The sequence below is a fragment of the Comamonas odontotermitis genome (assembly GCF_020080045.1).
Taxonomy (GTDB): domain Bacteria; phylum Pseudomonadota; class Gammaproteobacteria; order Burkholderiales; family Burkholderiaceae_C; genus Comamonas; species Comamonas odontotermitis.
The window spans coordinates 4,113,873-4,127,068 of record NZ_CP083451.1; the positions used below are offsets into that span (position 1 = coordinate 4,113,873).

Annotated in this window: 12 protein-coding genes; 9 read left to right on the forward strand and 3 right to left on the reverse strand. The window is 61.9% G+C overall.

Features of this window, described 5'->3' with window-relative positions:
* Nucleotides 1-31: 31 nt before the first annotated feature.
* From LAD35_RS18870 to htpG, 3 genes are all read right to left on the reverse strand, one after another.
* Nucleotides 32-766: an exosortase H-associated membrane protein gene (locus LAD35_RS18870; RefSeq protein WP_224150471.1), complete on the reverse strand. Its 735-nt coding sequence runs from the start codon at nt 764-766 to the stop codon at nt 32-34.
* Nucleotides 767-859: 93 nt separating this feature from the next.
* The gene (gene xrtH / locus LAD35_RS18875; protein ID WP_224150472.1) at nt 860-1,414 is read right to left on the reverse strand and encodes an exosortase H; all 555 of its coding nucleotides are present in this window, start codon (nt 1,412-1,414) and stop codon (nt 860-862) included.
* Nucleotides 1,415-1,837: 423 nt separating this feature from the next.
* The gene (gene htpG / locus LAD35_RS18880; protein ID WP_224150473.1) at nt 1,838-3,781 is read right to left on the reverse strand and encodes a molecular chaperone HtpG; all 1,944 of its coding nucleotides are present in this window, start codon (nt 3,779-3,781) and stop codon (nt 1,838-1,840) included.
* A gap of 404 nt (nt 3,782-4,185) precedes the next feature.
* Between htpG and LAD35_RS18885 the strand changes: the two genes are divergently transcribed.
* The 9 genes from LAD35_RS18885 to LAD35_RS18925 all read left to right on the forward strand — a co-directional run bounded on the left by LAD35_RS18885 (nt 4,186) and on the right by LAD35_RS18925 (nt 13,045).
* Nucleotides 4,186-6,342, forward strand: a complete 2,157-nt coding sequence (locus LAD35_RS18885; RefSeq protein WP_224150474.1) for an SdrD B-like domain-containing protein — start codon at nt 4,186-4,188, stop codon at nt 6,340-6,342.
* A 133-nt stretch (nt 6,343-6,475) separates the two neighbouring features.
* Nucleotides 6,476-7,084 carry a hypothetical protein gene (locus LAD35_RS18890; protein ID WP_224150475.1) on the forward strand — a complete coding sequence of 203 codons (609 nt, stop codon included), beginning with the start codon at nt 6,476-6,478 and terminating at the stop codon, nt 7,082-7,084.
* A gap of 5 nt (nt 7,085-7,089) precedes the next feature.
* Nucleotides 7,090-7,755, forward strand: a complete 666-nt coding sequence (locus tag LAD35_RS18895; RefSeq protein WP_224150476.1) for a hypothetical protein — start codon at nt 7,090-7,092, stop codon at nt 7,753-7,755.
* Between the two features lie 77 nt (nt 7,756-7,832).
* Nucleotides 7,833-8,291, forward strand: coding sequence for a hypothetical protein (locus tag LAD35_RS18900; protein WP_224150477.1), 459 nt, complete (start codon nt 7,833-7,835; stop codon nt 8,289-8,291).
* Nucleotides 8,288-9,109 (forward strand): COG1470 family protein, encoded by an 822-nt coding sequence (locus tag LAD35_RS18905; RefSeq protein ID WP_224150478.1) that lies wholly within the window; start codon nt 8,288-8,290, stop codon nt 9,107-9,109. The genes LAD35_RS18900 and LAD35_RS18905 overlap by 4 nt, the downstream gene beginning before the upstream one ends.
* Complete coding sequence (locus LAD35_RS18910; protein WP_224150479.1) at nt 9,106-9,774, forward strand: hypothetical protein; 669 nt, start codon at nt 9,106-9,108, stop codon at nt 9,772-9,774. The genes LAD35_RS18905 and LAD35_RS18910 overlap by 4 nt, the downstream gene beginning before the upstream one ends.
* Before the next feature lie 55 nt (nt 9,775-9,829).
* Nucleotides 9,830-11,149 carry an amidase gene (locus LAD35_RS18915; RefSeq protein ID WP_224150480.1) on the forward strand — a complete coding sequence of 440 codons (1,320 nt, stop codon included), beginning with the start codon at nt 9,830-9,832 and terminating at the stop codon, nt 11,147-11,149.
* Between the two features lie 53 nt (nt 11,150-11,202).
* Nucleotides 11,203-11,661 (forward strand): peptidoglycan recognition protein family protein, encoded by a 459-nt coding sequence (locus LAD35_RS18920; protein ID WP_224150481.1) that lies wholly within the window; start codon nt 11,203-11,205, stop codon nt 11,659-11,661.
* A 394-nt stretch (nt 11,662-12,055) separates the two neighbouring features.
* Complete coding sequence (locus LAD35_RS18925; protein WP_224150482.1) at nt 12,056-13,045, forward strand: tripartite tricarboxylate transporter substrate-binding protein; 990 nt, start codon at nt 12,056-12,058, stop codon at nt 13,043-13,045.
* Nucleotides 13,046-13,196: the final 151 nt, after the last annotated feature.

Below are 13,196 nucleotides of genomic sequence, written 5' to 3' on the forward strand. Positions count from 1 at the left end.
AGCGCCTTCCAGCCTGCGCTGAATGCCCGTTTCACTGCTCATTGCGCGGAGGCAATGTGATGCTGATGCTGTGCGAGATCTCGGCCCCCGTTTCGGCAGGGCGGATCACCTGCTCCGGTGGAGGGGGAGGCGGCGCTTTCACGACCATGGGCTTGGGAGCGATCCGGGGCTGGATATTCTTCTTCCAGGCCTCTACCAGAACATCGTTGACGAACTGGCGGTCCATCCACAGCCACAGCAAAAATGGCACCAGGGTTGGAAGCACAAGGCTGCCTAACTGGTAGCCATAGGCCAAGCCTTCGAGCTGGCCCTGCGATATCTTCAACAGGCGCAGATCAAGATTGGTGGCGAGCACCACCTGCATCAGCAGGCTGGTGCAGATGCTGAATGCCTGAAATGGCAGCAGCACGATATAGCCAACAATGGCACGCCAGACCCGCCCTTTGCGCCAGGCCGCCAGCAACAGTGCCAGAAAGATGGGAAAACCATAGGCATAGCGGCCCGGGTCCGCGTCCACCGAAATCTCCACCCACCGCCCGCCCGTCTGCGCGTTCGCAATGCCGACGTTGGTGTCCACCTCCATCTTGCCTGGGGAAATCTGCACCTGCTTGACCCAGCCTGCAGCCAAGTCCTCAAGCCCTTCCTTGGAGATGACGGCCACCGGATAGCTGATCCATGGCGACAGCTTGGTCCACACCGTGGTCAGCACGATGATGCCGACAAAAGCCAGCACGGCAAATCGCTGAATCGGGTTTAAGCGCTTCATCCCTCTTCTCTCCGGTTCCTGCTACATGCGCAGGAGTGTCATTGTTCGGGTCCAACAAGGCCAGTAGTACGATGCTGCTGGCTCACATCACATTCAGGCCGCCACCGGCTCATTCTGCCCGGCGATGCTGCCCGAAGGTGGCGGGCTGTCCGAACCATCCTCGGCCCGCTTGGCCCGCTGGCCCGCACGCACCCACACCAGCCACACCACCAGCACGTCCAGCATGATGAGCGCCTGCCACAGGTATTCATGGGCAAAGTTGAAGGCCGTCATGTTCCACTGGCCCAGGTAGAACAGGCTGATCACCCGCACGATATTGATGGCCTGCACCGCTACAAAGCCCAGCACCATGCCGATGAGCTTGTGGCGCCATGTGGAAGGAAACGCAAGAATGGCGGCAAACAGAACAATGCAGGCTTCGATGCCATTGCATCCTGCCTCGATCGACACGCCAAAATTGGAGGCATGGTTCCACAGCACCTTGCCTTCGGCAACGGCGGACTTGTCGAACCAGGTCACCAGGAAAGCACAGATCTTGGCCAGCAGTGCCGTCCACGGCTCCACCAGATGCTTTTGCACCCAGTTGAGCATGTTCAGACCAAACAGGGTGAGCTGGATGCCCAGAAAAACAAAAAAGAATCGAACCATGGTGATCGCTTGCCTTCACTCGAACGGTGGACGTCTTCCATCCATTGCCGCATCGCGTTTATCGTTGTGCCCCGGCGAGATCGTGGTGCCAGGAAAGTGCCTAGTCACTGCGGCGGTCTCCGCGCCGTTCACCTGCGCTTTTCAGCCAGACAGTTCAGGCCCGCACCTGCCATTTGCGCCGCCTGGAGCATTCATGGAGGTAAATATAGCCCCGAAAGGGGCCAATCGCGCCAATACACCTGTTAACAACTCATGCTAAGGCGCCGCGCCGCAACACATCCGGCGTCGCAACACCTGCAGCGCGCAGCGTTGCTGCGCCGCTTTTGCAGAAGGCTGTCAAAAAGCAAAGAAAGAAGACAAAAAAGAAAGCCCTGGCCCTTGATGGAGCCGGGGCTGTTTCTCTGACGGATTCAGCGCGGAAAATCAGGCCAGCAGCGCGTTCACCCGCTTGACGTAGGCAGCCGGGTCTTCCGGCAGACCGCCTTCGGCCAGCACCGCCTGGTCGAACACGATTTGAGCCAGATCATGGAAATGGACACTACCGTCCAGCTTCTTGATCAGCGGATGCTCGGGGTTGACCTCCAACACCGGCTTGGACTCCGGTGCGGCCTGGCCGGCTTGCTTGAGCATGCGGGCCAGTTGCAGGCTCATGCCACCGTCCTGCACCACCAGGCACGCTGGCGAATCGACCAGGCGGCTGGTGGCGCGCACGTCCTCTGCCTTGTCCTTGAGCGCATCCTTCAGCTTGGCAAGCACAGGCTTGAAGGCCTCTGCCGCTTCCTCGGCTGCCTTCTTTTCGGCTTCGTCCTGCAACTTGCCCAGATCGACCGCGCCCTTGGCGACGGACTGCAGCGGCGTGCCGTCGAACTCGTGCACAAAATTCAGTGCCCATTCGTCCACGCGGTCGGTCATCAGCAGCACCTCGATGCCTTTTTTCTTGAAGACTTCGAGCTGCGGGCTGTTCTTGGCTGCGGCCAGGGTATCGGCGGTGATGTAGTAGATCGCGTCCTGGCCTTCCTTCATGCGGGTCTTGTAATCGGCAAACGAGGTCACGACACCGTCCTGGGTGGTCGAGGCAAAACGCAGCAGCTTGGCGATGCGGTCGCGGTTGGCCATGTCTTCGCCCAGGCCTTCCTTCAGCACAGCGCCAAATTCGGCGTAGAACTGGCTGTATTTGCCCTCCTTGGCCTTGTCTTCCTCGCTCACCACGTCGGTCACTTCGGCATCCGTGCCTGCTTCGTGCCTGTCGTGCTTGGCCAGGTCTTCCAGCATGGAGAGTACGCGCTTGACCGAACCATCACGGATCAGCTTCACATCGCGGCTTTCTTGCAGCAACTCGCGGCTCACATTGAGCGGCAGGTCTGCCGAATCGATCACACCCTTCACAAACCGCAGGTACTGGGGCATCAGCGCCTCAGCATCGTCCATGATGAAAACGCGCTTGACGTACAGCTTGATGCCGGCGTGCTTGTCACGCTGGTACAGGTCGAACGGCGCCTTGGCGGGGATGTACAGCAGCTGTGTGTACTCGGTGTTGCCTTCAACGCGGTTGTGGCTCCAGGTCAGCGGATCTTCAAAATCATGGCTGATGGCCTTGTAGAAGTCCTTGTACTGCTCGTCGCTGATGTCCTTCTTGGCGCGGGTCCACAAGGCGCTCGCCTTGTTGACGGTCTCCCACTCGCCGGTCTTGACCATTTCACCGGGCTGGTCGTTCTCGCCGTCCTTCCACTCCTCCTTCTCCATCAGGATCGGCAGGCTGATGTGGTCCGAGTACTTGGCGATGATCTGCTTGAGCTTGTAGCCATTGAGAAACTCATGAGCCTCGGGCCGCAGATGCAGGGTGATGCTGGTGCCGCGCTCTTCGCGGGTGATCTGCTCCACCTCGAAATCACCCGAGCCGCCGCTCACCCAGCGCACGCCGTCGGATGCAGGCACTCCGGCGCGGCGTGATTCCACCGAAATCCGGTCGGCGACGATGAACCCGGAATAGAAGCCCACACCGAACTGGCCGATCAACTGCGAATCGGCCTTCTGGTCGCCGCTGAGCTTTTCCATGAAGGCCTTGGTACCACTCTTGGCAATCGTGCCCAGGTTGTCGATGGCCTCCTGCTCCGTCATGCCGATACCGGTGTCGGTGATCGTCAGGGTCTTGGCGGCCTGGTCGAAGGACACACGCACTTCCAGCTTGGGCTGATCACCGTAGAGGCTGGCATCGCCCAGTGCTTCAAAGCGCAATTTGTCGCATGCGTCTGACGCATTGGAGATCAGTTCCCGGAGAAAAATCTCCTGGTTTGAGTACAGCGAGTGGGTGACGAGATGCAGAAGCTGCGCTACTTCCGCCTGAAAGGAGTGGGTTTGTTTTGTCATGAGGATGGCTCGTGTCAACAGAAATCAATCCGTCATATGGGCGCCATGGTGGGCGATTCAAGAGCCGAATATTCATCGGCATGGTTCATACGAAAAATCTATTTCAAAGAACTTTTTTGTAACTATTATTTAGATTTTAAATGACTTGATTGCAATAACAAGCTTTAATCTTCTTTACACAATCACACATATCCATCAGTCATCCTTTCTGACAAACTAATCGTTACGTATTGAATTGGACTGATCGATTGAAAAATTGGAATGTAAATGGTTTCAAGCGTAATCACTGAATATTACAAATGAAAGCATTTCATTTACAAATTGCTATCGCCTGCCCCAAGCCCCTTCCATACAGGGTCCAGGCGGTCTATTTACTGACATTCATTGCCAGCGTCTCTACTGCCATGGCCCAGCCCGCCACATCCTCCAGCGCCACTGCAGGCAATGCGCCCGGCATTGAGGCCATGACGCCCGCAGAAGCCGAACAGGCGCGGCTGCGCAAGCTGATCGACGCAGCCCCTCCCGCCTATGAGGACAGGTTCATGAGCGCCGACGAGGTCAGCTCCCTGCGCTTCGGCGAGGCCGCCAGCGCAGAAGAGGCCCTGTCTCAACCAGAGGGCCTGCGCAGCTGGTCCGTGGAAGGTCGCATCGGCGCCGCCCAATCCAACAGCTCCGGCGCAGGAAAGCGCCAGGCCACCGAATTCGGCCAGCGCATCGAGTACCGCCAGCAAACTCTGAACTATGGTGAATGGGTTCTGCAAGCCGATGGACGCTCGCAGCACGGCGACCAGGATGCCGGCAACGGCATTGGCGCCCTGGGTTATGCCCGCGAGGCCAGCAGCCAGCGCATCACCCTGCGCAATCTCGGCATGCCCCTCACGCCGGGCGTGCTGGCCGACACCACCTTGGGCGATGCCTACAGCGAACTGACCACCGGCCTCAGCCGCAACTACCGCCTCACGCTGGGCACCAGCACCGTGCGTGGGCTCTCGACCCGCATCTACGGCAGCGATTTCGATCTGCGCGCAGGCATGGGCGAGCGTGGCGACTTGCTGGGCGGCCCGTATCCAGGCTTCGAGAAAAGCCAGGGTAGCATCGCTTGGCTAGGCGCCACCCGCCGCCTCGGCGATTCCTGGTATGCCGCCGGACAGATCGAGCAGGCGCGCAGCATTCCGGCCAGCTACTACAACTTCCTCACCGGTAACGGCTCGGGCAGCAAAAGCGTATCAAGCTGGGCCGCAGCGGTGGGCTATGGGGGAGAGCTGCGGCAGGACGGCGACCTACGCGCCCGCCTGACAGTCCTGGGCAGCAGCACTTCCAGCACCACGCCGGGCACGACAACGGGGGGCGCCCAGGGCCTGTACCTGGAGGCGGGAGCAAAGCTGGGGCGCTTTCGCCATGAATTCGGTGCCTATGTCTCCCGGCCCAATCTGTATTTTGGCGATTACCTGCTGCCTTCGGGCACACAAGGCGCGTACTGGCGGATGGACCACAGCGCCAGCCGCCTGAGCTGGGGCGGGGGGCTTGATTTCGAGCGTGTGCGCAGCAGCTCCCAGGCAATGCAGACCGGTTCGTCCCGCCTGGGCGCCAGCGGCAATATGCAGTATTTCATCAACCGCGACAGCTCCATTGGCGGCAACCTCAATCTGTACCAGACGCGTTACGACGCTGGCGCCAGCGGCCAGACGGCACTGGGCACGCAGCGCAGCATCTACGCCTACGGCTTCTACCAGACCCGCTTTTTCGATCTGCCACGCACACGCCTGAGCCTGACCGCCAGGCGCAACGAGCAGATCGTACTGGGCGACGGCAACGCCACGGGCCGTGAAGTGCAGTGGGAGCAGGACTGGATCACGGTTCGGCGCGAAACCATGCGCCCCGAACTCACCACCACGCTGGGCTGGGCGGACGACCGCAGCGGCGGCACCGCGCGCCAGTACCCAACCGCCGGCGTGCAGGTGCGTTACTGGGCCAGCAGCTCGCTGAGCTTCTCTGGCAACCTGCGCTACACCTCGCAGACCGGCGGCCTGTACACCAGCCGAGGCCTGTCGGGCACGCTCTCGGCCGAGCAGGATCTGGGCAGCGGCTGGCGCCTGGGCTTCTCTGCGCTCATCAACCAGGCACGCGCCTCCACGGTACCCCTGCCGAACTGGACCGGCCCTCAGGTCTATCGCAGCAACGACAAGACCGCCTACGTCTATCTGCGCTGGGACGGCAGTACTGGACGCCCCTTCGCCGTGGCCGGTGGAGCGCCCGGCACAGGTGCGGGCAGTGTCTCGGGCAACGTGTTCTACGACGCCAACCGCGATGGCCAGCGGCAGATCGGTGAAAGCGGCGTCAATGGCGTCGAAGTGGTGCTGGATGGCCGCTACCGCACCGTCACCGACCGCGAAGGCCGTTTCTCATTTCCGATGGTGGGCCAAGGCCAGCATCGAATCACTGTCACGCTCGACAGCGTGCCGCTGCCCTGGGGCGCAGCGGACGAGGCCGGCGTGAGCGTCAATGTTCCGCTGCGTGGCGATGCCAACGCCGAGATTCCCGTCATCAAGGTGGGGGAGTAGCCATGCAGCAGACCACAGGCTGGGCAATGTGTAAACGGCAGTAAACCCCTGAACTGCCGAGCACGTTGAAGACCAGCCTCCACCAGCGCACCCGCGCTTTTGCCACCCCCCTTTGACACAAAGGACTGTGAAAATGATCAACAAACTTCTGAATCCGATTGCACTGGGCACTGTCTTGATGCTCGCATCCGCAGGCCATGCACTGGCCGACAGCCAGTACGGCTACTCCACCAGCGGCAGCAATGTCACGGCGCAGGCCAACGTCAAGCTGTCGGTGGCGGTGCCCAAGCTGATCCTGCTGCGCGTGGGCTCAACCAACGGCACGATCGATACCCTCAGCTGGACTGCGAGCTTCAGCATCCCTGCCGTACCGACAGCACCTGTGGTCGGCAACAACACCAGTGTGGACTGGAGTGGTGCAGCGCCCACCTCGACGCTCAACACACCGGCTGCACTGACCGTCTATGCCTGGACCAATGCAGGCACCGGCACCCTCACCTGCGCCGCCCCGACCTGGACCCCTGCCACAGGAGGCCCCGCCAATACGGACTTCACCGTCACCGTTACCGGCACGCTGCCACACCCGGGAACCAACCTGGCCTGCGGCGCTGCAAGCGCGACCATTCCGTCGAACTCGGTAGCCACCGGCACCTGGGCCTACAGCCTGGCAAGCGCAGCAGCAGCCTCCTGGAAAGCAGGCTCGTATACTGCCCAGGTGACCTACACCGCCACTGGCGTCTGATGCCCATGCGTGCCGCAGCTCTCCTGACCACAGCCCCGGGGCGATTCCGCGCTCCGCTGGCTGCGGGACTGGCGCTGCTCGCATGCGGCAGCACAGTCCCCGCCAACGCGGTGATCACCACCGTGACCGACACTGGCAGCACCTATGCCATTTCGCTACAGGTAGGCTCGTCCTCGGCCATCGATACTGTTCAAATCAACGTCACAGGCAACAATGTGGGTCTCACGCCTGCACCGGTAACAGGAACACCTGCGATCGACATCTCCGTGGTTCCCATACGGCCAGCAAACTCCGACAGCACCGCGCGCCCGGTCACCCTGCAGGTGGACTCATCCACAGGCCTCACCTGCCAGAGCTCCAGCTGTGGCACCACCATCATCCCGTTTAGCAAGATCAGCTGGACGGTAAGCAATTCCAGCGGCGGTGGCGCAGGCGACATCCAGAACGGAGTATTCAACGGCACCGCCAACCAGCAAATCGCCAGCTTCAATGCCAATGCCACCTATTGCTCTGGGATCATCAATATCATCGGCTTCTGTATTTTGGGCAGTTGGTTCTACCAATCCAACACCATGAACGCCACACGGCTGACGTTCACCTATGCCAACGACGTCATCTACCCCGCTGGCGCCTACAAGGGTACGGTGTACTTCACCGCATCGATGCAGTGAGGATGCATATGCCGCGATTGCACTCCGCCCATCTGCCCCCTCTGCGCCGTTTGCCGAGTTTCCAGCGTTTTCCAGCCATGCTTGGGCTGGCTGCCTGCGTGATGGCATCAGCGGCCCACGCACAGATTGCACGGCTGGACGATTCAGCCTCGCCGCGCGCGCACGTGCAGGCCGACTTTCGCCAGGCACAGATGATCGATGCCCAGACCCTGCTGCTGCCCTTTGGCCGGGTCGAATACCGGCTTGCCACCGCGCCCTATGTGGGTCGGCGGGCACGTATTTACTATGTCATTCCGCTTGCCGTTGCAGGGCTGCGCTCGCCGTCCGCGCTGCAGGTGCAGTGGCGCGGCGCCCTGTTTCAAAGCGGCATGGGCCGCCCGGGCGACCGCGTACTGGTCTGGAGCGGCGACGTCCGCACCCCGTGGATCACCGACACCTTTGACCTGCAACTGCGCATCGACCCACGCCAGTTGCAACTGGGCCGGGGCGCAAGCCTCAGCTTCGAATCCTATTTCGAGATCGAGATACAGCCATGAGTCGTTTTGTTCCCTCCATCGTCCGCAATGCCTCCGCACTGGGTCTGGCCTTGCTTGCCGCCTGCGTGCAGGCTGCGCCTTTCGAGATTGCAGTTGCGCCATCGCGCTTTGAACTGACCGCCAAGGGCGGCGAGCGGCTGGGCCAATCGATCGACATCCACAACCTGGGAAACGCTCCCACAGCCGTCTCGATCCGCACGCTGGACTGGACCTACTCGCCTGAAGGCCAGATCACCTACCACGACGAACTGCTACCCGGCAGCTGCCGCCCCTGGGTGGTACTGGAGCGGCGCACACTGACGGTGCCTGCACAAACCAAGAACAGCTTCCGCTTTCAGGTCTCCCCTCCGGCCGATACACCGCGCAGCGAATGCCGGTTCATGATCACCATCGAAGGCGTGGAACCTGCACAGCAAAGCATCATCCGCAGCGGCAGCGCAAGCCTCAGCCTGCCCGTCACCGGCCGCATTGCAGTGGCGGTGTACGTGATGCTGGGCGGCGCCGAGCCCAAACTCGAAATGCACCAGCTCGCCATGCGCGAGGTAGCCGGCAAGCGCACACCTACCGTGAGCGTGAGCAATACCGGCGACGCCCATGGCCGCCTTGAAGGCACGCTGGACGCCAAGGATGCGAAGGGCCGCACCTTCAGCCTCGTCGTCGAAGGCACCCCCATCATGCCAGGCCAGACGCGAACACTGGCGCTGATGCCCAAGGGTGACGACGGCCAGAGCGCACCGCAGCCCAGCTACCCCGTGCAGGCAAGCGGCCTGCTGGACTGGGACAAGGGCAGCTTCAAAATCAATACGGAACTGAAGTGAAAACCCGCCACGCCCGCCTGCACTACGCCACCTGCGGGTTGGCGCTGGGGCTGGCTTTGGCTGCCGGCAACACAGTGCATGCCGCCAGCGCCTCGTCGGGCAATGGCAGCCTGCCGCGTACCACCCCGCGCGTGGCGCTCAACTTTGCCATCCAGATCGACAAGTTCCTCTTCTTCCGGATTGGTGACGGCGCCTGGCCCACACCTGGCGGCACGGCTTCGCAGGTGGCCTTCACGCTGACACCATCGATCCCGGCGGTGCCGACCACACCCGCAGTTGGCAACAACACATCGGTCAACTGGAATGGCGCCGCCCCTGGCTTCGTGGTGGCCGCAAGCGGTAACGTCTTGCCGGTGGAAGTACGCAGCAATGGCGGGCAGGTGAGCCTGTACGCCACCGTCACGACACCTCTCACCAGCGGCTCCAACACCATTCCGATGAGCGAGATCGTGGTCACCAGCAGCGACAGCGCCAACCTGCCCGCGCCCCCCATTCCCAACAGCGGCAACGGCACCACGGTGAATGTGAATGGCGGCGGCTCGGGCGCGGTGAACAGCCTGGTCACCATCCGCAATGCCAACTGGACGTTCTCCTACGCCAACAGCGCAAGCCGCACAGCAGGCTCCTACAACGGACAACTGCGCTTTACCGCCACGACGCCATAGGCACAGCATCCGCAGGAACGCAGGGCATTTTTTGGGTACGATGGCGCAGGTACCAATGCCCGCTTACCTTGCCATGCCCACATCCACCCAACGCCTTGATCACACCCTGCACGCGCTCAAAGCGCTGGGCGATGAGGGCCATCGCATCTTCACCCAGCTCTACGCCGATGCTGCCCGGGAGGCCGCGCAGGCCGCCGACGCGCGGGCTGCGCGCGGCCTGTCTCTGGGGCCGCTTGATGGCAAGCTCGTCTCGCTGAAGGACCTTCTGGATGTAGCGGGCGAGGTGACCACCGCAGGCGCTGCCATGCGGCGCAGCAGCGCCCCCGCCACGCGCGATGCCCCGGTGGTGCAGCGGTTGCGTGCAGCAGGCGCCGTCATCGTCGGCAAGACCAACATGACAGAGTTCGCGTTTTCCGGCGTGGGCATCAACCCGCACTTTGGTACGCCGGGTAACGCGCAGGATGCCACGCGCATTCCAGGCGGGTCGTCATCGGGCGCAGGGGTCAGCGTGGGGCGCGGTCTGGTCGATATCGCCATTGGTTCGGACACGGGCGGTTCGGTACGCATTCCGGCGGCCTTCAACGGCACGGTGGGCTTCAAGCCCACCCAGGCGCGGGTATCGCGCGAGGGCGCATTTCCGCTGTCCTTCACACTCGATAGCCTGGGGCCGCTGGCGCGCAGCGTGGCCGATTGCGCTGTTGCCGATGCCGTGATGGCGGGCGATGCGCCCACCCCCTTGCCCACGCGCAGCGTGCGCGGCCTGCGCATTGGCCTGCCCCAAGGCCTGCCATGGGAGCAGTGCAGCGCCGAGGTTCTACAAAAAACAGAGCAGGCTATCGAATCACTGCAGGCGCAAGGGGCCGTTTTCACCAAGCTGCCCTGGCAAGCCATGATGGCGGCTCCCGGACAGTTGCAGAGCGAGGGCACCCTCATCGCCGCCGAGGCGGCGGCCATCCACCACGATGCGCTCATCCATCAGCGCGAAGCCTTTGACCCGCGCGTGCTCTCGCGCATGGACAAGGGCCGCAGCCTGATAGCACCGTACTACGTGAATCTGCTGCAGCAGCGCCTACGACTGCAGGCACAGATGGATGCCGCCATGCAGGATGTGGACTTGCTCCTGCTGCCCACCATCGCCATCACCGCGCCACGCATCGCCGACCTGCTGGAAGACGACGACGCGTTCTTTGCCGCCAATGGCCTGATTCTGCGCAACACCTCAATCTTCAATTTCTACGACCTGCCCGCCCTCTCGCTGCCCGCACCGCGTGCGGCTACCGAGCTGCCCGTGGGCATCATGCTTGTGGGCCAGCGCATGCAGGACCGCCAGTTGCTTGCCATGGCTGCCGCCATTGAGCAATCGCTGCAAAAATAAGAGCATCTGGCGCTTTATCTGCATACCTTCAACCACATTTTTCCGAAAATTCCATGGGCCGCGCAAGCATAGAGTGGACTGCCGAGATGATCGCCCAACTGGGCACCGACAAGGACGCGGTACTGGCCGAGCGCTGGGGCACCACGGCAAAGACCGTCAACCTCAAGCGCAACAGCCTGGGCATTGCCGCCTTTGGCCACGTGGCGTGGACGCAGGCCATGCTGGACGCGTTGGGCCGCAGCACCGATGCCGAGCTGGCCGCGCGCTGGGGCATCAGCAAGGCCAGCGTGGTGGCCAAACGCGGGGCACTGGGCATTGCCCCGCTGGATGCCAGCCGGGGCAAGGAGACGCAGCAGCCCTGGACCGACGCCGAGATCGTGCAGCTGGGTACGGTCCCCGATGCGCAACTGGCCATGCAACTAGGGCGCTCGCCTGCCGCCGTGCGCAACGCGCGCATGGCACGCGGCATTGCAGCCAGCCGCCCGGGCAAACCACCCATCGAAAAGCGCTGAAAAGCGTCTGGCAACCCCGTGCTTTTGCGCACGCAGGCTTGACGGAAAGCAAAAATTCGTCATGCCGACGCCTGAAGCGCCATGCATATTGCACCGGGATTCAGACGCTTTGACTATCAAATTTCATAGCAAATTGCGCGCACAGCCATTGCGCAAACAACCAATTTGGCTTGAAGTCATGCAGCACCTTTGGCCTGAAGCCCGGCCAAAAACTTCGGAAAAACAAGGGTTTACCTTAGGAAAATCCGTCCTCCGGTGTCGTTAGGATGGCACTCTTTTATCGCCAAGCTGACCCAGGACAAGGCCAGCTCCCGCATCAGCAGCAGGGGCCGCCATCACCAATAACAGGGGACATGAAAGGCTTCACCTTTTATACAGAGAAAGACAAGAGACTATGAAAACCATGGCGCAATGGAGTGTGGTGGCGCTGGCCGCCTTTGCGGCAGCAGGCGCACATGCCGATGCTTCCTACCCCAACAAACCCGTCACCATCGTGGTGCCGTTCACGGCAGGCGGCCCGACCGACCGCGTGGCGCGCGATCTGGCAGAGTCACTGCGCAAGCCCCTGGGCAACAACGTCACCATCGTGATCGACAATGCCGACGGCGCAGGCTCGACCATCGGCATGGCCAAGGCAGCACGCGCCAAGCCTGACGGCTACACCCTGCTGCTCAACCACATCGGCGTTGCCACGGCCCCCATCCTGTACCGCAAGCTGTCGTTCGATGTGATGAAGGATTTTGAATACCTGGGCATCATCAACGACGTGCCGATGACCCTGATCGGCAAGCCCACCCTGGCGCCCAACAACTACAAGGAACTGGCTGCCTTCATCAACAAGGAAAAGGACAAGGTCAACCTCGCCAATGCAGGTATTGGTTCGGCATCGCACCTGTGCGGCCTGCTGCTGCAAAGCACCTTGAAGGTGCCGATGACGCCCGTGCCGTACAAGGGCGCTGCTCCGGCGATTGCCGACCTGATGGGCAACCAGGTGGATGTGCTGTGCGACCAGACCACCAACACCACCGGCCAGATCGAGGGCAAGAAGGTCAAGGCCTATGCCGTGACCACCAGCAAGCGCCTCACCACCCCATCGCTCAAGGACCTGCCCACGCTGCAGGAAGAAGGCCTCAAGGGTTTTGAAGTGACCATCTGGCACGGCCTGTACGCCCCCAAGGGCACGCCCGCCGACATCCTGAAGAAAGTCAACGACGCCCTGCAGGTGGCCCTGAAGGACCCTGAGTTCATCAAGAAGTCAGAAGGCCTGAGCGCCGTGGTCGCCAATGACAACCGCGTCACGCCTGAGGGTCACAAGGCCTTCGTACAGGCCGAAATCGCCAAGTGGACGCCCGTCATCAAGGCGGCAGGCACCTTTGCCGAGTAACTTGGCAAATGCTCATGCATTGACAGCTGAACGCGCTTGCCATGCAGGCGCCACCAGCACTTTCAGCCAAAAGAAAAGACTGCTGCTGCAGTCTTTTTTTGTTGCCGCAAGGCACGGCTCTTGCACGTGCAGCCGCCCTCCCCGTGTGCCC